The following is a 22,644-nucleotide window of genomic DNA, read 5'->3' on the forward strand; positions in this document are numbered from 1 at the left end:
CCCGTCTCACGCGGTGTTGTCTGCAAGTCCTCATCTCGGTCTCCAGGCTATCGCGACGAATCCGTCGGCGCTTGCCAAAAGACTCAGCCTCCGAGCCCCGTATTGCCATGCGTCCCGATGCCTCGGATCCAGTATGGGCAACCGTAAAAGACAGGTTCAGGAGGAGAAACGAAGGATTGCTCATCTAATCCTTCGACTTTCGAAGGATTAAAGGGCCGCCGCACTACTTGCTATCGCGGGCGACTTCGGCATGCTTAGTCGATTGCCAATCGACGAAGGACACCCCCGCCGTGCTGACGCTCCTCCTCCTCCTCATCGGTCTCGCCCTTGTCGTGGCGCAGGCCTACGCGGCCTCGGCCCGGCCGCTCCCCGTCGCCGAGGCCATCCCCCTCACGGCGCTGGGCCTGACGTGGCGCCAGCAGCGGTCCGTCAAGACGAAGCATGGCGACCGCGTCCTCTGGCTGGGCCTCGGCGACCCGGCCATCTATCGCCGGGCATACAACTTGGCCCGTGCCCCCCTGCGCGACGCCGGCTACTCGTGGGCGGACGACCGCTCGGATGTGCGCGAGGGCGACTGGACGCCCTGCTGCTGGGAGCCGGTTCCGTCCGATGAGGCCGCCGCCGAGCGGGGCATCGCCGCCGCCGAGGCCGCAATTGTCGCCGACGACGAAGGCAAGGCCCGCGTGCAGGCCTATCTGCGCCAGCGGGAGATCGAGGAGGCGGAGGCGAACGGGCCCGGACGGCAGGCCGCCATCGAGGCCATGAAGGTGTCGCTCAACAAGTTCCATTGGGCTTGGCCCAAGGCGAAGCGGGAACTCGCCGTCGCGGTTCTGCAGCATCCCATGGGCGTCGGCGGGTATCCGCACCCGGACGTGGCGCACATGGCCCGGCAACTCGTCCGCCAGGTCGACAAGGCCATCGAAAAGGTCCGCGAGCGCCTCGCCCGAGATCCGGTCCACGACTGGTTGGCCCGGGCGCAGGAGCCAGGCGTGCTCCAGGCGGTCCACGTCGGCGTCAAGTTGCTCTGCGGCTACGACGAGGACCGCGCCTCGATCTGGACCGACAGCGGGTGGGGCAAGTCCCACAGCCATGTCGGACATGTCCTCGGATCGCTGAAGGAGCTCTCAATCGTCGAGGGCAGCCAAGCGCTTGCCGCCGTGTGGAGGCACCGGCGGCAGCTTCCCCCGGAGCTCCGGGCGGAGATCTTCGGGTCGGCGGCGGCCTGATGTCCGCCCCCTCGCGCCCCCTCCTGCGGTGGTTCGGCGGCAAGTGGCGCCTCGCCCCTTGGGTGATCTCCCACATGCCGCCCCACGCGCTCTACTGCGAGCCGTTCGGCGGTGCCGCGTCCGTGCTAATGCGCAAGCCCAAGGTGCGCGTCGAGGTCCTCGGCGATCTCGACGACGAACTGATCACGCTGTTCCGCGTGGTCCGCGACCCGGCCATGTGCGCCCGCCTCGCGTTCCTCCTGGTGATGACGCCGTGGAGCGATGCCGAGTTCGAGCTCGCCTACCAGCCCGTGCCGGCGGATGAGCCGGTCGAGCGTGCCCGGCGCCTGCTCGTCCGGCACGCAATGGGCGTCACAAACGACGTCCGGCTCGGGCGCACCCGGACCGGGTTCCGGCGCTACACGGCCATCGCGTCGTCCACGCCGGCGCTGGACTGGCACACGTTCCCGGACGCCCTGCCGGCGGTGCGCGAACGACTGCGCAGCGTCGTCATCGAGCGGTCGGACGCGGTCGACACGATCCGCCGCCACGACCGGCCCGACGCCCTGTTCTATGTCGACCCGCCCTACGTTCCCCGCACTCGCCGGGATCCGGCACGGGGATACGCCCACGAGATGGACGAGGCGGCGCACTCGCGCCTGCTCGATTGCCTGGGCGCGATCAAGGGAATGGTCATCGTCTCGGGCTACGCGGATCCGCTGTACGAGGACGCCCTCCGCGGATGGAAGCGGGTCACGAAGGACTCGGCCGACATCAGGGGGAAGGTCCGCGAGGAGGTCCTCTGGATCTCGCCCAAGGCCGTTGAGGCCTTCCTCAGGACGGCGCGCCAGCCGGACCTGTTCACGATGGACGCCGCCTGATGACCCAGCTTTCCTTCATGGACGCCGTCGACGCGGCCCCCGCGCATCCCACCTCCCACGGCACCTGGTGGTGGCACACCTGGACGCAGGGCCACATCCTCCCGCCGGGCTGGCGCATGCCCGCCCCAGAGGCGCATGTCCCCAGGCCGCGGCGCGAGGCCGTGGTCCTGCCCGGCGTCGAATGCACCGACGCCGACCTGGATATCGCGAAGGCCATCGGTAAGTGGCTGCCGCCGGGGATGCCGAGCCCCATCGTCGGCATCCACGAGATGCGGCGCGCCGAGGACGGCACAATCCACGCGTGCCTGGAGGCCTTTGACGGCGGCCTCGGCCACGTGTCCGTGCGAGACGGCGTCCTCACGTGGGGGCACGTCCCCGGGGCGGGGGCGCTCGTCCCGCAGGAGGGCACGACGGAATGGATGCGCCTCCCGGCCCGGGAGTCCTGGGACGCTGAGACCCAGGACTGGGTGCTGAACTGGACGGCGACGTGGAAGCCGGGCGATGCAATCCCGCCGGGCCTGACGCCTCCCGTCGCTGGGGAAGCCCTGCCGACCTGGTATGCCGACTACGATGGCGTAGTCGACGAGCAGGTCGCTTCGGTTGTCTGGCTGGCGCTCTTAGACAGCCAGCCTCCGGGTGTCCCATTTCCGTTCGGGGCCGTCGCCGAGACGCACGTCCTCCCTGACGGGGCGTTGTGGGCCTGCCTGACGGTCGCGCACGACGGAGGCCTGTGCCACGTCGTGCTCCGGGGTGGACAGATCGAGTTGTCGGAGGCGCCGGGGGCCGGCCTGCTCGTCTGGAGGGAGGACGCTAGGACGTGGGGGCGCCTGCCGGCCAAGGATGCGTGGGACGCCGAGGCTCAGGCGTGGGTACCGAGGGCCGCCTCGACCGAGGCGGTGTCCGCACCTCCGGACGTGGAGGTCATTGAGACGTCGGCGTCCGATCTCCCGGACGTTGCCCCGGTTGCCGCCCCGGTGGCCGCCCTCCAGCCGTCGGGCGGCATCGCGGCCTTCCTGCACGCCACCCATTTGGCGACCGACGCAAGTTGGAAGGGCCTTGCGGTCAGCCTGTCCCGCACGACTCCCGGTGACGTCCGTAACGCGGTGGCCCGGCACTTCTCCGGGGGGAGCCTATCGGCGGCCAATGCCGCGGCGCTGCTGGCGCGCCTCGACGCCGCCGAGGCGCCGGCAGAGGATGTCGCCCCCGAGGCCGAGGTTCCGGACGTGGACTCGGACGTGGACCCGGTCTACGGCACGCGGCCCGTCCCGCGTGCCTCTCCCGATTTCCTTGAGAAACTGCTCCAAAAGCACGAGGCCAGCAGGCGCGCCCGGCATGAGCGATGGAAGCCGCTGGAGGCCCTGGAGGAGGCCGGGCTCGCCACGATCAAAAGGGAGGGAGAGCGGGGGACGAAATCCTTCCAATGCCACATCGCCCTCGCCCCGGCGGTCTCCGACGCGATGACGCTCTGGTTCAGTCAGACGGGGGGCTACCCGGAGAACGTCACGCTGCTACTGGCGCCCGACACAGATCCCGACAGCGAGATCGTCAGGAGCGTCACGGCGATCCTGGGCATGGGCGTCACCGTGCGGCCAGCGGAAAATCCGCGACCGGCGACCGGGGGCGCAGCGTGACGACGACGTCGTAGCCAAGGCTGTTGGCCACGGCGAAAAGGCGGTCCCATCCCCAGCGGGACAGGTTTCCGGCCCTGAGCTCGCCCCGGGTCTTCGGGTCGGCCTCAGTGGCTCCCGTGCGAGCACTTTCCGTGATCGGACAACGTCTCGATCACCCGGCATTCGCCGACGCGGCCCTGGCCGCATTCCGAGATCATCCGGTCGAGCTCGCCCCGCAGCGCCATGAGACGCTCGATCCGCCGGTCGACCTCGGAAAGGTGGCGGCGGGCGATCAGGTCGACGTCGGCGCATGACCGGTCGGGGTGCGCGTTCATCGTCAGCAACTCCCGGATGGCGTCGACCTCGAAGCCGAGCTCGCGGGAGTGGCGAATGAAGTTCAGCCGCGCGACATCGGCCTCGCCGTAGCGGCGCTGCGACCCGGCCGACCGGGGCGGTACCGGCATGAGCCCAACCTGCTCGTAGTACCGGATCGTGGGTACCTTCACGCCGGTCCGCCGGGACAGCTCCCCGATTGCGATGTCCATGATTTTCCGCTTGCACCTCTAGCCGCTAGAGGTTGTAGCGTCGCCTCCGACCGATGGGAAGGAGACGTGATGAGCGAGCATTGCTGCGGGACGACCAAGGCCGCCGCCTGCTGTTCCCCTCCCGAGCTCGCGTTCCCCGGGACCCCCACGCAAACGCCGGTGCACGACAAGGCCGGCGGCTCATGCTGCTCGGGAGGCGTGCCGGTCTTCGACGGCGTCGACCCACGCTACAAGGCCGTCCTCTGGACGGTGATCGGCATCAACGGCGCGATGTTCGTGACCGAGATGGCGGCAGGCCAGCTCGCCGGCTCGCAGGCGCTCAAGGCCGACGCCCTCGACTTCCTCGCCGACACCGTCACCTACGGGCTGAGCCTCGCCGTGATCGGCGCATCGCTGGCAGTCCGCTCGAAGGCGGCCCTGTTCAAGGGCGCTTCGCTGTTCCTGATGGCGCTCTGGGTCTTAGGCAGCACCGTCTACCAGACGATGGTCCTCGGCGTGCCCAGGGCGGAGGTCATGGGCGTCATCGGGGTCTTGGCGCTGGCTGCGAACCTCGGATCGGTACTCCTCCTGCGTCGCTACAAGGACGGCGATGCGAACGTGCGCTCGGTCTGGCTGTGCTCGCGCAACGACGCCATCGGCAACGTCGTGGTCATGGTCGCCGCGCTCGGGGTGTGGGGTTCCTCGTCCGCCTGGCCCGACCTCGCCGTAGCGGCGGTGATGGCGGGGATCTTCCTGACCTCGTCTGTCCAGATCCTGCGGCAGGCGTGGGCCGAGCACCGCGAAGGCACCGTCGCGACCCATCCCGCACCGGCCGAATAGCCCCCCGCAATCCATCGACCGACACCGCCACGAACAGGACGCCATGACGACGCACGACGCACACGCCGGCCACGATCATGGATCGCATGACCACGAGGCCCATTCGGCCGAGGGCCATGCCGGCCATTCACACGGGCCGGGCCATTCCCATGCCCCCGCGAGCTTCGGCAAGGCGTTCGCCACCGGCATCGCCCTGAACGTCGGCTTCGTCGCCGTCGAGGCCACCTACGGGGTGCTGGGGAACTCGATGGCCCTGCTGGCCGATGCCGGCCACAACCTCTCGGACGTGCTCGGCCTCGTGGTGGCCTGGGTCGCCATGGTGCTGGCCAAGCGCGCCCCGAGCGCCCGCTACACCTACGGGATGAAGGGGTCGTCGATCCTGGCGGCCCTGTTCAACGCGGTGTTCCTGCTGGTCGCGGTCGGCGCCATCGCCTGGGAGGCGATCCAGCGCTTCGGCGAGCCCGTCCCAGTCGCCGGCAAGACCGTGATGGTCGTCGCGGCGGTCGGCATCCTGGTGAACGGCATCACCGCCTGGTTGTTCGCCTCGGGCGCCAAGGGCGACATCAACATCAAGGGCGCCTTCCTGCACATGGCCGCAGACGCCGCCGTCTCGGCGGGCGTGGTCATCGCCGGCCTCGTGATCCTGTATACCGGGTGGACCTGGCTCGATCCCGTCGTCAGCCTCGCCATCGTCGCGGTCATCGTCTGGAGCACCTGGGGACTCCTGCGGGACAGCCTCACGCTGTCCCTCGCCGCCGTCCCGCCGGGCATCGATCCGGCCGCCGTCCGCAGCCATCTCGAAGGACTGCCCGGCGTCACCACCCTGCACGACCTCCACATCTGGGCGATGAGCACCACCGAGACCTGCCTGACCGCCCATCTTCTGATGCCCGGAGGACGTCCCGACGACGTCTTCCTCATGAACGCGGCCGCCGGCATCAAGGAACGGTTCGGCATCGGCCACACCACCCTGCAGGTCGAGACGAGCGCCGACACCGCCTGCGCCCTCGCTCCCGCCAACGTCGTCTGAGCCATCGGAAACATGCCCGACCCGAAGGGAATGCCTTAACCTGTGCGACCGGAGGAGCACTGCATCCGCGTGCCGTGAGATCAGTTCGGTACTTTCGTCAGCCGATGAATGAACGGCGGTTTCAGGCTTCGTTCAACCGTCGAAGCCGATCCTGACGGCATCATCCCTTGAGGAACGAGCCATGCGTGTCCGCATCCCAGTCCTGATCGCCGTCAGCCTGATCCTCGCCCCGGGCGCGGCGTCCGCCCAATACTACGGCGGCGACTTCGACAGGCGCGGAGACGTCCATGTCGACCGCTACCACCACGGCGACCACGACGATGTCGTCATCCACCGGCCGCATCGGGATTACGGCGACCGGGCCTTCTACGGGGAGCGTGGGTTCTACGGCGAGCGCAGGCACCACCATCATCATCACGACGACTATTGAGGCGCGAGCCACGTCTCGGGTCACCCGGCATGTACGGGTGGCCCTGAATCGTTCATAAGGCGACCATGACCACGGGACCCCGGATCAGGGCCTACGAGACGATGCTTGGCTGGTGGGCGTCCACCGTCCGCGCGCTCTCGCTCGTCCTGGTCATGGCTCTCGTCGTCCCCGGCGCGATCCATTCCGCCGAGGCTCACCGGTCCGTCAGCCACGAACTCTCCATGTCGGCCCCGGCGGACGGCTCCAGGCCGGACCACGCCGATACCTGTCCGGCCTGCCATGCCAATTGCGGCTGCCACCAGGCCCTGAACGTCGACGGGACGCCCACGCTGCCGTCCCGCGGGACCGCGCGCGCCTCCTACGCGACCGTGACGACCCCCATCGGATCGGTCTCGCCCGACCGCCTTCCCAGGCCGCCTCGCGCCTGAGGCGACGTCGCCACGTCCGTGGCGCGTCCCGGCCGGCCCCCCGCGGGCCCCGGCCGCCTCACCATCGCGATCACCCAGTACGGGACCGTCCCTGACCGCACGAGCGGCGGCGACGTCCCTGGCGGACCCGGCCCATTCCCATGCGTGCATTCCTTTCCGTGGCCTTCCTGGCCATCGGCATCGCCATCGGCGGTGCCTTCCCCCGTGTGTCCGAGGTCGTGCAGGGTGCGCTCGCCGCCGCCGGCCTGACGAACGCCCGGGCGACGCTGCCGACCAACGCAGCCATGACCAAGCCGGCGACACCCGCAGCCGACGATGGCCACGAGCATGCCGACGACGAGCACAAGCACTCGGAGGGCGAGGCCAAGCCGGAAGCCGGAGGCCACAAACACGCCGAAGGCGAGGCGCACGGCCACGATCAGGAGGGCGAGGGCAAGATCAAGATGTCCGCCGAGCAGGCCGCCGAGCAGGACATCAAGCTCGCCACGGTCGAGGGCGGCATCCTCTCGCGCCATCTCCTGGTGCCCGGCACCATCGCCCAGGACGCCGACCGGATCGCTCGCGTCCCCGTACGGGTCGTCGGCACCGTGGCCGAGATGCGCAAGCGCCTCGGCGAGGAAGTTTCCAAGGGCGAGGTCGTGGCCGTCCTCGACAGCCGCGAGGTCGCCGAGGCCAAGAGCGACTTCCTCACCGCGACGGTCAAGGCGGACCTGGAGAAGACCAACTTCGACCGCCAGCAGGCCCTCTGGGACAAGAGGATCTCCGCCGAGTCCGCATTCCTGACGGCGAAGGCCGCCTACTCCGAGGCGACGCTTCGGGTCGACCTGGCACGCCAGAAGCTATCGGCCCTGGGGCTGAACGCTGCCGAGGTCGCCACGTCCGCCAAGAAGGACGAGACCACCCCGAACCTATCGTCGCTGCGCCGCTACGAACTCAAGGCCCCGCTCTCCGGCCGGGTGGTCGAGCGCAAGGTCGACGTCGGAACCGCCGTCGGCAAGGAGGGCGATCCGGCCGACGTCTACACCGTCGCAGACCTCTCCTCCGTGTGGATCGAGCTCGCCATCCCGACCACGGAGCTCTCGAAGGTCCGGGAGGGCGCCAAGGTCACCATCGTCGGAGGCGACGACGCCTCCCGCGGCGTGGGCAAGGTCGTCTTCGTCAGCCCGATCCTCAACCCCGAGACGCGCTCGGCCCGGGTCATCGTCGCCCTGCCGAACAAGGACATGGCCTGGCGCCCCGGGACCTTCGTGACCACCGAGGTCGAGATCGCCCGGGACAAGGTCGGGGTCCGGCTGCCGAAGTCCGCGATCCAGACCATCGGCAGCGAGAAGGTCGTGTTCGTCCGCACTGCGGAGGGCTTCGAGCGCCGGGACGTGACCATCGGCAAGGCCGACGACGACGCCTTCGAGATCCTCACCGGTTTGAAGCCCGGCGACGAGGTCGCTGTCGCCAACTCCTTCGTCCTGAAGGCCGAGCTCGGCAAAGCCGAAGCCGACCACGACCACTGAGGGCGGCCATCATGATCTCGAAGATCCTCGACTTCTCCGTCCACCAGCGTTGGCTCGTGGTGCTCCTGTCGCTGCTCGCGGCTGCCTTCGGCGTGTTCTCGCTGACGAAGCTGCCCATCGACGCGGTGCCGGACATCACCAACAACCAGGTGCAGATCAACACGACCGCGCCCTCGCTTTCGCCGGTCGATATCGAGAAGCAGGTGACATACCCGGTCGAGACCGCGCTCGCCGGGATCAAGGGCCTCGAATACACCCGCTCGCTCTCGCGCAATGGGTTCTCCCAGGTCACCGCCGTCTTCTCGGAAAAGCTCGACATCTACTTCGCGCGCCAGCAGGTCGCGGAGCGGATCGGCGAGGCGAAGTCGACCCTGCCGCCCGGGGCCGAGCCGCACATGGGCCCGATCTCCACGGGCCTGGGCGAGATCTACATGTGGTCGATCCATTACGCCCAACCGAAGGAGCGCAAGGTCTCCCCGGACGGCAAGGCCGGCTGGCAGTCGGATGGCAGCTACCTGACCCCCGAGGGCCAGCGGCTCGCGACGGAGCTCGAACGCACCGCCTACCTGCGCACGGTCCAGGACTGGATCATCCGTCCCCAGGTGAAGACCGTGCCTGGGGTCGCCGGCGTCGACAGCATCGGCGGCTTCGACAAGCAGTACCACGTCCAGCCCGACCCGATGAAGCTCACCGCCCTCGACCTGTCCTTCGCCGACATCGGCCGGGCGCTGGAGGCCAACAACGCGAACCAGGGCGCCCGCTACCTGGAGGACAACGGCGAGGGCTACGTCGTGCGCGCCGCCGGCCGCCTTGAGACCATGGAGGACATCGGCTCCGTCGTGGTGACCACGCGTGGCGGCGTGCCGGTCCGCATCTCGGACATCGCCGAGGTCCGGATCGGGCGCGACCTGCGCACCGGGTCGGGTAGCGAGGACGGACGCGAGGTCGTCATCGGCACCGCCCTGATGCTGATCGGCGAGAACAGCCGCACGGTCTCAGCCGCCGTCGACGCGCGCATGACCGAGATCCGGCGCACGCTCCCGCCCGGTGTCGAGGTCCAGACCGTCCTCAACCGGACCCTGCTGGTCGAGGCTACGATCAAGACCGTGGCCAAGAACCTGGCCGAGGGTGCCGCCCTCGTCATCGTCATCCTGTTCCTGCTGCTGGGCAACATCCGGGCGGCCATCGTCACGGCGCTGGTGATCCCGGTGGCGATGCTGATGACCATGACCGGGATGGTCCAGGGTCGGATCAGCGCCAACCTGATGAGCCTCGGCGCCCTCGACTTCGGCCTCATCGTCGACGGCGCCGTCATCATCACCGAGAACGCCCTGCGCCACCTCGCCGAGAGACAGGGGGAGCTCGGGCGCAAGCTCGACCTGGAGGAGCGCCTCGTCACCGTGCGCGCCTCGGCCGAGGAGATGATCAAGCCGTCCCTCTACGGGCAGGCCATCATCATCCTCGTCTACGTGCCGCTCCTCACCTTCACCGGGGTCGAGGGCAAGATGTTCGAGCCGATGGCGCTCACCGTCATAATCGCCCTCGTCTCGGCCTTCGTCCTGTCGCTGACCTTCGTGCCGGCGATGATCGCCATCGTCATCACCGGCGAGGTCACGGAGAAGGACAATGTCCTCATCCGCTGGATCAAAGCCGCCTACCGACCGGTCCTCGGCGCCGCCCTGCGGGTCCCGATGACCTTCGTCGCGGTCGCCCTGGTGCTGCTCGTCGGCGCCGGGTTCCTGTTCACCACGCTCGGGCAGGAGTTCATCCCCCAGCTCGACGAGAAGAGCATCGCGCTGAACGCCCAGCGCATCCCCTCGACCTCCCTGACCCAGTCGCAAGCGATGCAGCTGAAGGTCGAGCAGGCGATCAGCCGATTCCCGCAGGTCGCCTACGTCTTCTCGAAGACCGGCACCGCGGAGGTCGCATCCGACCCGATGCCCCCGAGCTCGTCCGACACCTTCGTCATCCTGAAGCCGCAGGAGGAATGGCCAGACCCGGACCTGTCCAAAGCCGACCTGCAGGAGCAAATCGAGAAGGCCCTCGGGGCGCTCGCCGGCAACGTCTACGAATTCTCCCAGCCGATCCAGCTTCGCTTCAACGAGTTGCTGGCCGGCACCCGCGGCGACCTCGCCGTGAAGGTGTTCGGCGAGGAGTTCGAGCCGATGCTTAAGGCTGCCAACCAGGTCGCCGCGATCCTGCGGGGGACCGAGGGCGCCGACGACGTCAAGGTGGAGCAAACGGCGGGCCTGCCGTTCCTGGAGATCAAGATCAACAAGACGGAGGCGGCCCGCCTCGGCCTGAGCACGTCCGCGATCCAGGACGTCATCGGCGCGGCCATCGGCGGCCGCGAGGCCGGCATGGTCTTCGAGGGCGACCGTCGCTTCCCCATCGTGGTGCGCCTGAACGACAAGGTGCGCGAGGACCGCGAGGCGCTGAAAAACATCCCGGTGCCGCTGCCTCCCGGCCTCAACGGACGCGCGGCCTCGGTGCTCCTGAAGCAGGTGGCGAGCTTCTCCGTCACCGAGGGGCCGAACCAGATCTCGCGTGAGAACGGGCGCCGCCGGGTCGTGGTCACCGCCAACGTGCGCGGCCGCGACATCGGCTCGCTGGTGGCGGAGGCGCAGGCCAAGGTCGCATCGGGGGTCCAGCTTCCTGCCGGGTACTACGTGACCTGGGGCGGCCAGTTCGAGAACCTGGCCTCCGCCCGGCAGCGCCTGATGGTCGTCGTCCCGGTGTGCTTCTTCCTGATCTTCCTGCTGCTGTTCTCCGCCCTGAACTCGGCGCGTGACGCCTTGCTGGTCTTCAGCGCCGTCCCGCTGGCGCTGACCGGCGGCATCGCCGCCCTGTGGCTGTGGGGCATGCCGTTCTCCGTGCCCGCGGCGGTCGGGTTCATCGCCCTGTCGGGGGTGGCGGTCCTCAACGGACTCGTGATGCTGACCTACATCAAGCAGCTGATCGGCGAGGGGAAGCCGCACCGCGAGGCGATCCTGGAGGGTGCGATGACCCGTTTGCGGCCAGTGGCGATGACCGCCCTGGTGGCGTCGCTGGGCTTCGTGCCGATGGCGCTGGCGACCGAGACGGGGGCCGAGATCCAGAGGCCGCTCGCGACCGTCGTCATCGGCGGCCTCATCAGCGCGACCCTCCTGACGCTGGTGATCCTTCCCGCCCTCTATGCCCGGTTCGCCCGGACCACGACGGTCGGCTCACCGGCGCGGGTGACGGAGGCCCCGGCGCGCCTCAAGGCGGCGGAGTAGCCCGATGCCGTGCCGTCCAGCGCTCGCCATCGCGGCATGGGCTGCCATTTCGACGCCGGCGGCCGCTTCGGGCGACGAGGCACCGTTCGGTCTCTCGTGGGGACCGGTCGACCGGATCGCGCCGCCTTCCATGGTCGACCGCGAGGCGAACCTGACCGGGCTGTTCTACTTCCACGACCGGCCGCTCGCCTCGGGCACCGACACGGCCCAGGTCATCCTCGTCGTCTGCCGGGAACAGGGCCTGCAGCAAGTGGTCTGGGTCGGGCGCCCGCTCGGCGACGTTGCCGCCGCGTCGGCGTGGGAGGCGATGCGCCGGGAAGGCGTACGGCGCCACGGCGAGCCCCGGATCGGACCTGCCGCGAACGCCCCGGAATGGCCGGAGGCGCGCACCACCCTGGCGATGCGCACGAAGGACGACGGCAACCGCATGCTGGTGATGACGGTCTCGGGTCCGGGCTTCGCGGCATGCTCGCAGGTTCACCGCGCCGCCACTGGCCATCCGGCCGAGTCCCACGTCACGGACCTGCTCGGCAAAAACGGACCGCAGGCCGGCCACCACACGGCGCCGTAGCGAGCGACGCCGATTGATGCATCCCCTCCGGGGGGATAGGATCGTGGGATGGAACATGCCTCGCATCCGGATATCGTCAAGCGCCTGAAGCGCGCGCACGGCCACCTCGCCGGGGTGATCGCGATGATTGAGGAGGGCCGCCCCTGCGTGGACCTCGCCCAGCAACTGCATGCGGTCGAGAGCGCCATCACGAACGCCAAGCGCGTCCTCATTGAGGACCACATGGAGCACTGCCTCGCGGACGGCGTCGGGCAGGGAGGCAAATCCACCAAGGACGCCCTCGCCGAGTTCAAGCTGCTCGCGAAGTACCTGTGAGGCGCGCCCGATGCTGAGCGTCCTCGCCCACCGTACCTACAGGCACCTGTTCGCGGCCCAGGTCATCGCCCTGATCGGCACGGGCCTGCTCACGGTCGCCCTCGGGCTTCTTGCATTCCGGATCGCCGGTGACCGCGCCGGCACCGTCCTCGGGAAGGCGCTGGCCATCAAGATGGTCGCATACGTCCTCGTCGCCCCTGTGGCCCAGGCCTTCACGAGCCGGTTGCCACGACGCGCATTCCTGGTGGGCACGGACCTCGTCCGCGCCGCCATCGCCCTGACGCTGCCCTTCGTCGATCAGGTCTGGCAGGTCTACGCCCTGATCTTCGTCCTGCAATCGGCCTCGGCGGCGTTCACCCCGGCCTTCCAGGCCACCATCCCGGACATCCTGCCGGACGAACGGGAGTACACCCGCGCCCTCTCGCTCTCGCGCCTCGCCTACGACCTAGAGAACCTGCTGAGCCCGACCCTGGCGGCCCTTCTCCTAACCGTGGTGCCCTACAACGCGCTGTTCGGCGGCACGGTCGTCGGCTTCCTCTGCTCGGCGGCCCTGGTGGTGTCCGTGATCTTGCCAACCGCCACCCGGACCGACCGGCAAGGCGGCGTCTACGACCGCACGACGCGGGGCCTCAGGATCTACCTCGCGACGCCGCGCCTGCGCGGGTTGCTCGCCCTGAACCTCGCGGTCGCCTCGGCCGGCGCGATGGTCATCGTCAACACCGTGGTGATCGTGCAGGGCCTGCTGGAGCGACCCCAGGCCGACGTGGCCCTCGCCCTCGGCCTGTTCGGGGGCGGCTCCATGATCGCCGCCCTGACGCTGCCGCGCCTGCTCGACCGGCTATCGGACCGCGCAATCATGATCCCGGCGGCAGCCCTGCTCGGCGTGGTTCTCCTGGGTGTTGCGGCCATGACATGGGGCGGGACCATCGGCTGGCCGCTTCTCCTCGGGACATGGCTGATCCTCGGCATCGCCTACTCCGCCGTGCAGACCCCCACCGGCAGACTCCTGCGCCGCTCGGCGACCCCGGAGGACCGGCCGGCCGTCTTCGCCGCCCAGTTCGCCCTGTCCCATGCCGCATGGTTGCTCACCTATCCGCTGGCCGGTTGGCTGGGGCCGTCCGTGGGGATGCCTGCCACGCTGGCGATCCTCGGGGGAATGACGCTTGCCGGCGTCACCACGGCGGCCCGGCTATGGCCGCCAACGGACCCCGACGTGATCGAGCACGCCCACGCGGACCTCGACGTCCGGCACCCGCACCTGCATGGAGGCCGCCGTCACGCCCACGCCTTCGTCATCGACGATCTGCATCGTCAGTGGCCGGCCAGGGCGGGGTGAGTGCCGTTCGATGTTATTGCCAGCTGGGTCGAAAAGTGGGGCTGGCCGACCAGCGCAACGGAATTCGAATGTTCCGTTAGGCACGCGAGATTGAGGAGAACGTACCCCGCGGAACGGTCTTGGAAGCGGAGCCGTTCTCAAGGCTCGGGTGCCGTCGTTTTCGACGCATTGCCGACAACGACGTGAGGAAGCCCATGAGAAAGTCCCTTTTCGCCGCCGCCATCCTGGCAACCCTGGGCGCCGCTTCGGTCGCCCCCGCCTCGGCCGCCCCCGGCATGATCGGTGCCGTCGATGCCCCTACCGCCGTGACTGAGGTCCGGATGGACGGCATGCACGGTCATCGCGGCCATGGCATGCGCCATCACCATCATCGTGGGCACATGATGCGGCACCACCATCACCACCGTGGCCACATGATGCGCCACGGGCATGGCCATCGCCACCATCGTATGTGATCGGCAGGGGCCCTTCGGGGCCCCTTATCGTAACCGACGACACCCGGGCCTAGGTGTCGCGACGTGATCGCATGGACCTGACATAGTATCCCCCGCAGTCCAGGCGCGGTCCGTACTTCCAAAAATTCAATTCCATCAGGGGAAGAAAGCGTAATAGTTCGACCAGCCTCATCCCGCCCTGCAAGGCTAGTGTTAGAAATCTAACACTGGGTATCGCCATGAACGTCCGGGATGACTGGAGAGCGGACCTTAACTTTTCGCCTCGGAGCGGACGTGCCGTATCCAACCCGAGCCGGTCGTACAGGACGCTTGGCGGATTTCCTAAAAGCGGCCGTATATCGACTGTCCAGCAAAGTCGGCTCGGGATGGATAGGCGACCTTGGTTCCTCCTTGAACCGAACGTCCGGTATCGCGACAGTCTCAGTTGCTCCGAAGCGCAAGCAGGGCCGCCAGAATCGCCCGACCGCGGCTCCCGGCCACTAAAGCCTTTGACTTCGGACTATCTTGGAGTCACTCTCATTCGATGCTGAACAAGATCGTAATTAGAAATGTCGGTCTACTTAAAGCTTTTGATACGCCAAACGCACCGAAGTTGAACCAGCTCACGCTATTCTACGGGCGCAATGGGCGTGGTAAATCGACACTTACATCCGTCTTGCGAGCGGCGCGAGACGGGGCAGCAGCTACTGTGCTGGGAAGGCAGTCGCTCGGAAACAGCGGCGCTGCACCGAAGGTCACGCTAGTTTCAACTCAGGGCAATATACTTTTTGAGAGAGGCGCCTGGAACACAAAAGGCGCGCCTCTAGAGGTCTTTGACACGACGTTTATTGCTGACAATGTCTTCGCCGGGGAATTAATCGACCTTAGCCATGACCGTGGACTTTTCTCGGTCATCATCGGAGCGGAAGGAGTCCGGCTGGCAAGTCATCTTGAGAAATTCAACGTTCTTGCGAAGACGTGTACCACGGCGCTGAGGGAAGCAGAGATCGCATTCGCTGACGACATGCCTACTGGAATGAGCAAGGAGGAGTTCTTCGCGCACGCTCCCAATTCTGACGATGAGAAGCTGCTCCAGAGGGCAGAACTAGCACTCAAAGCCGTTCAGCAGGCGGACAAGATCGCAGCGTTGCAGGCGCTGGAGATTCTCACACTGCTCGACATTCCTGACAACTTCTCTGCAGTTCTTCTAAGCACTATTGCCGACATAAGTACGTCGGCGCGAGAGCGCCTCCGAGAGCATTTCAAGCGCTTCGGCTTCGATGGGAAGGGCGAGGCGTGGATTAGCTACGGCGTCGAACACATACATGAGGATGCATGCCCCCTGTGCGGCCGCGACCACGTGGACGCCGAGGGCATGGTGACGCTCTACGGGCAAATATTTAGCGAGACGTACAAGGCACATCTTGCCACGATCACAAAAGCGGCGTTCGAGTTGGAAGAAAGGTTGGGCGAGGGCGCTCGCACTGAACTGGCGCGTAAGGCTTCCACAAATGCGGAGCGGGCGACGAAGTGGGCTCAGTACGTTGCTTTGGGCAGTAAGCTGCCTGACGTGTCAGCGCTCGGGAAATACATCGCTGACGCTCATAGAGACGCAAAGGCTTTGACCGATCGGAAGCGATCTTCCCCGCTTCACGTGATTGGAGCGGTTGATGAACTCGCGCTGGTGGGTAAGTCGCTCGCCTCCGCCAGAGAGCTCCTGGAACGGTACAACACTGCGGTTAGAGCCATCAACGAGGCCACCACTAAGGCCATCGCGACGGCGCCTACGACCGTGGATGCTGCTACTCTAGATCGCGACAGTCTGAAAAAGCGCATGGCGCGGCACGACCCCGGTGTGCGGGGCCGGGTGGACGCCTACCTTCGGGCAAAACGGCGCAACGAGCGAGCCCGTAAAATTCGGACCATGATCCAAAAGGATCTAAAAAAGGCGAATGACAGTGCCGCCGAGCATTATCATCAGCGGGTAAATTATTATCTCGGCAGGTTCAGCGCACGTTTCAGCATCTCAAAGATAACTAATAGCATGCATGGGAACGCCGGACAGGCAGATTACGGTCTGTTCATCAAAGGCGAAGCTGTCGCGCGCGGCCGTGGTCGGCAGGCCGAAGCGCTGCCGACCTTCAGAAACACCCTCTCTGCAGGCGACAAAACTACGCTTGCGCTCGCGTTCTTCCTGGCGAAAGTCGATCACGATCCAGGGTTGAGTTGTAAGACACTCGTAATTGATGACCCCCTAAGCAGTCACGACAGCCAACGACGGCGCGAGACTGTGAGCGCGATCAGGGATCTGTGTGCTCGTTGCCGACAGGTCATCGTGCTTTCGCACGACGAGTTTCTATTGCGTGAGGTCGAGCGACGCTGCGTGGGCATTCCATGCGTTGCCTTCCAGATCGAATTTACCGGCGGTGACGAGTGGTCATCCGCGTCGGCTGTTGACCTCGACCAGCTATGCCGCGCCGAGCACGTCAGACTTGTGGACGAGATCGGCGCCTTTGTTAATGAAAATAGAGGAAGCGCGGACCACGTTGTTCATCATCTGCGGCGGGTACTGGAAACGCACTACCGACGTTCTTATGCGGCGTACTTCCCGCACGATCGAAATCTCGGTCAGATTGTTAATGACATTGCGACAGCGGGGCCTTCGCATCCTTGCCACCGGGACCTCGGGCGCCTCGATAACTGCAACAATGCGACATGCGATATGCACCATGGCGACGACGCCATAGTGGTCACAAAGCAAGGTATAGACCCCGACAGCCTTCGAGTTATAGCAAGTGACGCGCTTGAGCTTATTGGGGCTAAGCGACGATAAGCCGTTGCTTCGCCAAATCACCCTCAATGTCCGCCGGAAATCGCTGACGCTTGGTTTCTGCTTCACACATCCTCGGATCGCTGACCCAGCAAGCTGCCGTCTGTACGCTACATAAATAATACTTGGCCGCGCCAGCCTTATAAATTGCCGATAATAAAAATTACTGAAGGTCTGAATACCATCGCAGGCGAGCGCGACAGTATCGTCTATTTATTGCGAAACTCGGCCGAAAGCGGACTGTCGCCAAACCACCCGACGTGGTCATACAAATCGGTTCATCAGATCGCTAGGAAGCAGACGCTTCTAACGTCGTTCAGGGTCAAACGAGCTGGGCAGCCGAAGATTTATTCAAGGTGCCCTGAGCCGGAACAGGCTGGTCAAATCCTCAGTGCGTTCATCCGTCCTGCAAGACGCGGTACACTTGCATTCGCGAGCAGCCAATCGCCCGCGCGATTGATGAAGCGCCATTCCCTTCGGCATGCAGCAATTTGATCCGCTCACGATCAAGCCTGCGCTTGCCGCCAGCATAAATGCCTTCAACCTTAGCCCGCTCAATACCCTCGCGCTGTCTCTCCTTGATGAAACGGCGCTCCATTTGCGCCACCATGCCGAGGACTGTGAGTATAACGTGCCCCATCTCGCCTCGCGTTGAGACGTGAGGGTCGAGGACAGTGACGAAAGCACCGCGTTGCTCGACCTCATGGATGATGTTGAGGACGTCGCGGGTATCACGGCCGAGCCGGTCCAAGCGGGAGACCAGCAACTCATCACCAGCTCGAAGGAACTCGATTACCGTGGCCAACTCGGTGCGACCCTCGCGCGAGCCGCCCGAGACCTTCTCGGCGCGTACGATGCCACAGCCTTCGGCCTTCAGGCGGGCGAGTTGGGTGTCGAGATCCTGGTCGAGGGTGCTGACTCGGGCGTAACCTATGCGGGCCATGGGATGTCACCTCAGGGTTGGTAAGCCCGGCCCACACACCACACCCGCAATAGGCAGCGTCAAGGATCAGTTGCGCTTCAGCGCCAAGCTCTTCAAGCGGACATTCTCTGCTGCAGCTTCGATGATGACATGGACCCCCTCCAGCGCTTTTGCATGCTGATGCCACGATGCTCCAGCGGCGACCTGCTCAGGTCGATTGCCGAAAATAATCAGGCGAGGCTCAGCATCCATCTCAAGCGCTCCGCCAGCTGTAACTTCGGCAACAAGGGGGGATATTGTGGCTCCTCGCATGCGAGCGAACTCGACGTGTAGCGCACAGGCTTCCTTGTAGGCTGCCAGCACCTGTGCACGCCGGTCGGGGGCAGAGACGTAAGAGCGGTAACGGTCAAGCTGTTGGAGGACCCGCGGCTTGAAAGTGCGGGCCCGTAGCTCGCCGTTCGAGAACAGTTTGGCTTCATAGAATGCCAACGAAGCTGTCCCGGCTGCGTTTCGCTCCAGAGCGACGATGTCCATTCGGTTGGCAACGCGCGTGTCCGTTGGACTGACGGCTGCATTGGCCGGCAGAGCCATCTCGACGTCAATCACCTCGGGGTGGTTCAGGGTGATTACGGCAACGCCCTTCTTCTCGTCCCCTGACCAGTCTCGCGCAGCTTCAACCCAGCTTCTCAGCGTCCCCGGTCCATCATAGGACGCCACTCTCGTGCCATCGCTCGAAGTGACCTGTTCGCCGTCAAATACGAGGTAGCCGTTACCGGCTTCCCCTCCCTGGACGTATTTGCGGTGGATCCTCCCGCGCAGCCTGACATCCCCCGAACGCCGGACATCGAAGCCGATCTTCAAAACTGACTGCCCCTCAGCGTAGACATTGAGGTAGCCGTCCCGCACGGCAATCAACAGGGGCTGCATGCCCCCATCGGCTTCGAAGCGATAGGCGAGCACATCCTGCCACCAGGGCGGCATGGCCTTGAGGAAGGTTAGGCCCTCGAACGGCAACCCACGCCGAAACTCCGACACTGCCATTTTCGTACCTCCCACGGTTCAGTACCGTTTCGATGTGTGCGGGGAACGTACGCACTCGTTTGAGGGCGAGTAATAGCTTGGGCTGTCACCCCAGGGTGTAAACTCGAGCAACCGGTTGTCACATAAGCCGTTCACCACTCACAAGTGACGTGGGAAGCGAGGCATGAAGTGACGTCACGCTGGGGTATACCCTGACGTGCTGTCGATGAAGCAACTTCGGCAATGCGCCACGAGCGGAAGTTGACCCTTCGCGTGAAAGCGGACGCGCGGCTTTCGACCCAATGTCGCCATTGATGGCCACGTCCGGGCATCTCGAAAGCGGTCGTTCGTCGGTGGACATCGTCGCGGTCGGGGCTTCCCCGGGCTCTGTGACATAGCTTGAGCGAGTGCTTCGTAGCCACGCTCGAAAATCGGGTCTGGCAGACGGTGTTCAGGGACAGGAGTGGTGCAAGGCCGAGGTTCCGAAAGGTGCTACTCGGAAACTTGCACCCCATGTCACATCGGGCCGCAGTGCATCGTCACTCACGTGAAGCAATCACGTGGGAGAGCTCGATGATCAGGACGATTCCGGTACTCGCCGCCATCCTCGGCGCGGGCCTGGCCGGAAACGGCATCTTCATGCTCTCCTCGCCCGAGGCATGGTACTTCGCGGTGCCGGGCGTGACGACGACTGGCCCCTTCAATCAGCACTTCCTGCGCGATATCGGTCTGATCTTCGTGTTGATCGGGTTGGGTTTCGTGTACGGGGCCGTGAGACCCGGATTGCGTGTCCTACTCTGGTGCATGGGTGCGATCTGGCTCTCGGGCCATGCGCTGTTCCATTTCTGGGAGGTTGCGGTGGGCATCTGCGGGCCGGAGGTTCTGTCCCGAGACTTCCCCGCGGTGACGCTTCCTGCACTTATCGCGGTCGCCCTCAGCGTCTGGTCGTTCCGCCATGCCGACCGTTGATGATCCGACCCGCGTCTTCGAGCAGGAACGGGCGCGGCTCGTCCGACTTGCCTACCGCATGCTCGGGTCCCTCGGCGAAGCCGAGGACGTCGTACAGGACGCTTGGCTGCGCTGGCGCCACGTCGACCATTCCGAGGTTACCTCAGCCGGCTCTTTCCTGTCGCGGACGGTGACGCGTCTCTGCCTGGACGTGATGAAGTCCGCGCGGGTCCGGCGTGAGACCTATGTCGGCACATGGCTACCCGAGCCTGTCGCCCTCGTCCCAGACGAAGCCCCTGGCGACGATCTCACTCTCACGCTGATGCTGGCCCTTGAGCGGCTTTCACCGCTTGAGCGGGCGGCGTTCATCCTGCACGACGTCTTCGCGGTCCCACTCGCCGAGATCGCGGCCACCCTCCAGCGTGAACCACCGGCGGTCCGTCAGCTCGCCGCAAGGGCCAGGAAACACGTGCAGGCCGCACGCCCGCGCTTTCCTGTCGAGCAGGAAGAGGGCGCGCGCATCGCGAAGGCCTTTTTCGAGGCATCGGCGACCGGCGACATTGCGGCGCTACGCAGCATGCTCGCCGATGCCGTCGTCGTACACTCCGACGGAGGCGGAAAGGTTCTCGCCTTCCCGCGGCCGATCATCGGCATCGACAAGGTCACGCGCATGTTCGAGGGGGCTGCGCGCAAGGCGTGGATCCAGCATGCCCGGAAGCTGCAGGACCTCTGGATCGACGGCCTGCCGGGCTATTTCAGCCTGGAGCCCGGTGGAATGCTCCAGACCGTCGCTCTGGAYATCCAAGGTGGATTGATCGTCGGCATCTACTTCACCCGGAATCCAGACAAGCTTGAGCGTCTGGCGAGGCGGTTCGGAGGAGCGGCGGAATCACTTTCGCCCCACTGAGCCTTAACGGCGGGCGATTGCCAGTTCCGGCGTGGATCCAGCATGCCCGGAAGCTGCAGGACCTCTGGATCGACGGCCTGCCGGGCTATTTCAGCCTGGAGCCCGGTGGAATGCTCCAGACCGTCGCTCTGGACATCCAAGGTGGATTGATCGTCGGCATCTACTTCACCCGGAATCCAGACAAGCTCCAGCGAATGGCGAAGTTGTTCGGAGGATCCGAGACAGTGCCGACGCCTCACTGAGCCTCAACGGCGGGCGATTGCCAGTTCCCTGCGGCAAACGGTTGAGAACGCGCAGAGCGGGTCGAGGCCGCTACCGTGGCGGATGTCCGCGAAGGCGGCGAGATCCTTGTTCGGGGCGAAGTAGGTCTCGCCGATGCGCTGCATGACCCGCTCGGCTTCCTGGAGCGTGTCCGGCTCTCCGAAGAGCCGGATCTTGTTCACGATGGCATAGAGCGCCACCAGCTTGGCCGGGTCGTCGAGTTCGTGCCGGAAGGCATCGCCGAACAAGGTCGACGCCTCCCGGATGAACTCGCCATAGAGAGCTTCCCGTCGCGCGCGGTCCTGCACCAGGAGGGTTGCGCGCTCCTGGCTGTGTTGGGTCAGCCACGTGGTCGCGAAGGAGGCCATCGCGCCGATGGCCGACCCCGCAAGCGCGGAGAGCGCCGAGATGTAGGCCGCATCCATTGGCGGCAGGTCTCAGGCCGCTCGCTTCGGCTGTCCCGCCAGCCATTCGCCGTAGCGCCGCTGCGAGAGCCACGCGTCACCCGTGGGCGTCAGCCAGGGGCCTCCGAGAACCACCCCGAAATACGCGGCCGTATCGTCCGTGATGACGTCCCGGGGCTCGCCGATGCCGTCGAAGTGGCGCCTCACCAGCTCGGCCATCGGCAAACGCTCAGGGCCGGCGACTTCGATCATGCCGTTTCGGGGTGGCGCCAACGCGGCCTCCGCGACCTTCGCCGCAACGTCGGCCGACGCGATGGGCTGGATCGACGCGGAGGTCACGCGCGCGGTGCCGTCGATGATCGAAGCTCCGGCAATCGCCGCGACGAACTCGAAGAACTGCGTGGCGCGGACCAACGTCCAGCGCACACCCGCCGAGGCGATCAACTCCTCCTGAGCGAGCTTGGCGCGGAAGTAGCCGCTGTCGAGCAGGCGCTCGGTTCCGACCACCGAGAGCGCGACGTGGTGCGAAACGCCCGCGGCCTTCTCGGCCTCAGCCAAATTCTGTCCAGCGCGGACGAAGAAGTCCATTGCTGCGTCGTCGGCGAAGGAGGGTGAGTTGGCGACGTCGATTACGACATTCGCGCCCTGCAGGGCTTCCGCCAAGCCCTCGCCCGTCACAGCGTTCACCCCCGTATTGGGCGAGGCCGCGAGCACCTCGTGTCCAACGCTCCCTAGGGTGGTGACGACCTGCGAGCCAATCAGCCCGGTGCCGCCGATGACGACGATCTTCATGTGACGCTCCTTTCAAGTCCGACCCCAGCGGGCCGGTTGTAGCGATGACGAGGAGCGCACTTGTCGTGTGACATAGACGGGCGGATTCGATGCTATCGACTTCGACCCGGCGAGGGCTTGACCTTCCGGGATATTCCGGCAGTCGACGGCCCAGACTAAAAAAGCCGTTCCGGGATGAGCCTTCCGGAACG

21 protein-coding genes are annotated in these 22,644 nt (G+C 66.0%); 15 read left to right on the forward strand and 6 right to left on the reverse strand.

The features are described 5' to 3' along the window. The first annotated feature begins 290 nt into the window (after positions 1-290). From ASG63_RS20040 to ASG63_RS20050, 3 genes are read left to right on the forward strand one after another with little or no spacing between them, the layout of a single operon-like run. Positions 291-1,226 carry a hypothetical protein gene (locus ASG63_RS20040; RefSeq protein WP_056220732.1) on the forward strand — a complete coding sequence of 312 codons (936 nt, stop codon included), beginning with the start codon at positions 291-293 and terminating at the stop codon, positions 1,224-1,226. Next, a complete protein-coding gene (locus ASG63_RS20045) occupies positions 1,226-2,086 on the forward strand; it encodes a DNA adenine methylase (protein WP_056220735.1) in 861 nt (286 codons plus the stop codon). The genes ASG63_RS20040 and ASG63_RS20045 overlap by 1 nt, the downstream gene beginning before the upstream one ends. Continuing rightward, positions 2,086-3,717: a hypothetical protein gene (locus tag ASG63_RS20050; protein ID WP_056220738.1), complete on the forward strand. Its 1,632-nt coding sequence runs from the start codon at positions 2,086-2,088 to the stop codon at positions 3,715-3,717. Before ASG63_RS20045 ends, ASG63_RS20050 begins: the two co-directional genes overlap by 1 nt. A gap of 104 nt (positions 3,718-3,821) precedes the next feature. Here the strand turns inward: ASG63_RS20050 and ASG63_RS20055 are convergent, their stop codons facing one another. After that, positions 3,822-4,241 (reverse strand): MerR family transcriptional regulator, encoded by a 420-nt coding sequence (locus ASG63_RS20055; protein ID WP_056220741.1) that lies wholly within the window; start codon positions 4,239-4,241, stop codon positions 3,822-3,824. Between the two features lie 69 nt (positions 4,242-4,310). On the opposite strand from ASG63_RS20055, the gene ASG63_RS20060 reads away from it, so the two are divergent. The 9 genes from ASG63_RS20060 to ASG63_RS20100 all read left to right on the forward strand — a co-directional run bounded on the left by ASG63_RS20060 (position 4,311) and on the right by ASG63_RS20100 (position 13,935). Then, positions 4,311-5,060 (forward strand): cation transporter, encoded by a 750-nt coding sequence (locus ASG63_RS20060; protein WP_056220744.1) that lies wholly within the window; start codon positions 4,311-4,313, stop codon positions 5,058-5,060. 43 nt (positions 5,061-5,103) lie between these two features. After that, positions 5,104-6,090 (forward strand): cation diffusion facilitator family transporter, encoded by a 987-nt coding sequence (locus tag ASG63_RS20065; protein WP_056220747.1) that lies wholly within the window; start codon positions 5,104-5,106, stop codon positions 6,088-6,090. Between the two features lie 181 nt (positions 6,091-6,271). Continuing rightward, entirely contained in the window at positions 6,272-6,520 is a 249-nt protein-coding gene (locus ASG63_RS26070; RefSeq protein WP_056220750.1) for a hypothetical protein, read from the forward strand. 65 nt (positions 6,521-6,585) lie between these two features. Then, complete coding sequence (locus ASG63_RS20075; RefSeq protein ID WP_238280960.1) at positions 6,586-6,948, forward strand: hypothetical protein; 363 nt, start codon at positions 6,586-6,588, stop codon at positions 6,946-6,948. Positions 6,949-7,088: 140 nt separating this feature from the next. Further along, the gene (locus ASG63_RS20080; RefSeq protein ID WP_056220753.1) at positions 7,089-8,456 is read left to right on the forward strand and encodes an efflux RND transporter periplasmic adaptor subunit; all 1,368 of its coding nucleotides are present in this window, start codon (positions 7,089-7,091) and stop codon (positions 8,454-8,456) included. 11 nt (positions 8,457-8,467) lie between these two features. After that, entirely contained in the window at positions 8,468-11,713 is a 3,246-nt protein-coding gene (locus tag ASG63_RS20085) for an efflux RND transporter permease subunit (protein WP_056220757.1), read from the forward strand. Positions 11,714-11,717: 4 nt separating this feature from the next. Then, positions 11,718-12,284 (forward strand): hypothetical protein, encoded by a 567-nt coding sequence (locus tag ASG63_RS20090; RefSeq protein ID WP_056220760.1) that lies wholly within the window; start codon positions 11,718-11,720, stop codon positions 12,282-12,284. Between the two features lie 48 nt (positions 12,285-12,332). Further along, entirely contained in the window at positions 12,333-12,599 is a 267-nt protein-coding gene (locus tag ASG63_RS20095; RefSeq protein WP_056220763.1) for a metal-sensing transcriptional repressor, read from the forward strand. Positions 12,600-12,609: 10 nt separating this feature from the next. Further along, positions 12,610-13,935: an MFS transporter gene (locus tag ASG63_RS20100; RefSeq protein ID WP_056220767.1), complete on the forward strand. Its 1,326-nt coding sequence runs from the start codon at positions 12,610-12,612 to the stop codon at positions 13,933-13,935. Positions 13,936-14,072: 137 nt separating this feature from the next. Here the strand turns inward: ASG63_RS20100 and ASG63_RS25640 are convergent, their stop codons facing one another. After that, entirely contained in the window at positions 14,073-14,372 is a 300-nt protein-coding gene (locus ASG63_RS25640) for a hypothetical protein (RefSeq protein WP_156394282.1), read from the reverse strand. Between the two features lie 541 nt (positions 14,373-14,913). On the opposite strand from ASG63_RS25640, the gene ASG63_RS20110 reads away from it, so the two are divergent. Then, positions 14,914-17,202, forward strand: coding sequence for an AAA family ATPase (locus ASG63_RS20110; RefSeq protein WP_082559426.1), 2,289 nt, complete (start codon positions 14,914-14,916; stop codon positions 17,200-17,202). Between the two features lie 394 nt (positions 17,203-17,596). Here the strand turns inward: ASG63_RS20110 and ASG63_RS20115 are convergent, their stop codons facing one another. Together ASG63_RS20115 and ASG63_RS20120 are read right to left on the reverse strand one after the other, a co-directional pair. Next, on the reverse strand, positions 17,597-18,142 hold the full coding sequence (locus ASG63_RS20115) for a recombinase family protein (protein ID WP_056220777.1): 546 nt from the start codon (positions 18,140-18,142) through the stop codon (positions 17,597-17,599). Positions 18,143-18,208: 66 nt separating this feature from the next. Then, the gene (locus ASG63_RS20120) at positions 18,209-19,162 is read right to left on the reverse strand and encodes a hypothetical protein (protein ID WP_056220780.1); all 954 of its coding nucleotides are present in this window, start codon (positions 19,160-19,162) and stop codon (positions 18,209-18,211) included. Between the two features lie 552 nt (positions 19,163-19,714). Here ASG63_RS20120 and ASG63_RS20125 point away from each other — a divergent pair. Both ASG63_RS20125 and ASG63_RS20130 read left to right on the forward strand, forming a co-directional pair. Next, entirely contained in the window at positions 19,715-20,110 is a 396-nt protein-coding gene (locus ASG63_RS20125; protein WP_056220783.1) for a hypothetical protein, read from the forward strand. After that, positions 20,097-20,996: a sigma-70 family RNA polymerase sigma factor gene (locus ASG63_RS20130; protein WP_056220786.1), complete on the forward strand. Its 900-nt coding sequence runs from the start codon at positions 20,097-20,099 to the stop codon at positions 20,994-20,996. The genes ASG63_RS20125 and ASG63_RS20130 overlap by 14 nt, the downstream gene beginning before the upstream one ends. A gap of 245 nt (positions 20,997-21,241) precedes the next feature. Here ASG63_RS20130 and ASG63_RS20140 read toward each other — a convergent pair whose 3' ends face one another. After that, positions 21,242-21,682, reverse strand: a complete 441-nt coding sequence (locus tag ASG63_RS20140) for a hypothetical protein (protein ID WP_056220791.1) — start codon at positions 21,680-21,682, stop codon at positions 21,242-21,244. Between the two features lie 12 nt (positions 21,683-21,694). Then, complete coding sequence (locus ASG63_RS20145; RefSeq protein WP_056220794.1) at positions 21,695-22,453, reverse strand: SDR family oxidoreductase; 759 nt, start codon at positions 22,451-22,453, stop codon at positions 21,695-21,697. Between the last annotated feature and the right edge of the window lie 191 nt (positions 22,454-22,644).

It is taken from the genome of Methylobacterium sp. Leaf94, assembly GCF_001426045.1.
Lineage (GTDB): Bacteria > Pseudomonadota > Alphaproteobacteria > Rhizobiales > Beijerinckiaceae > Methylobacterium.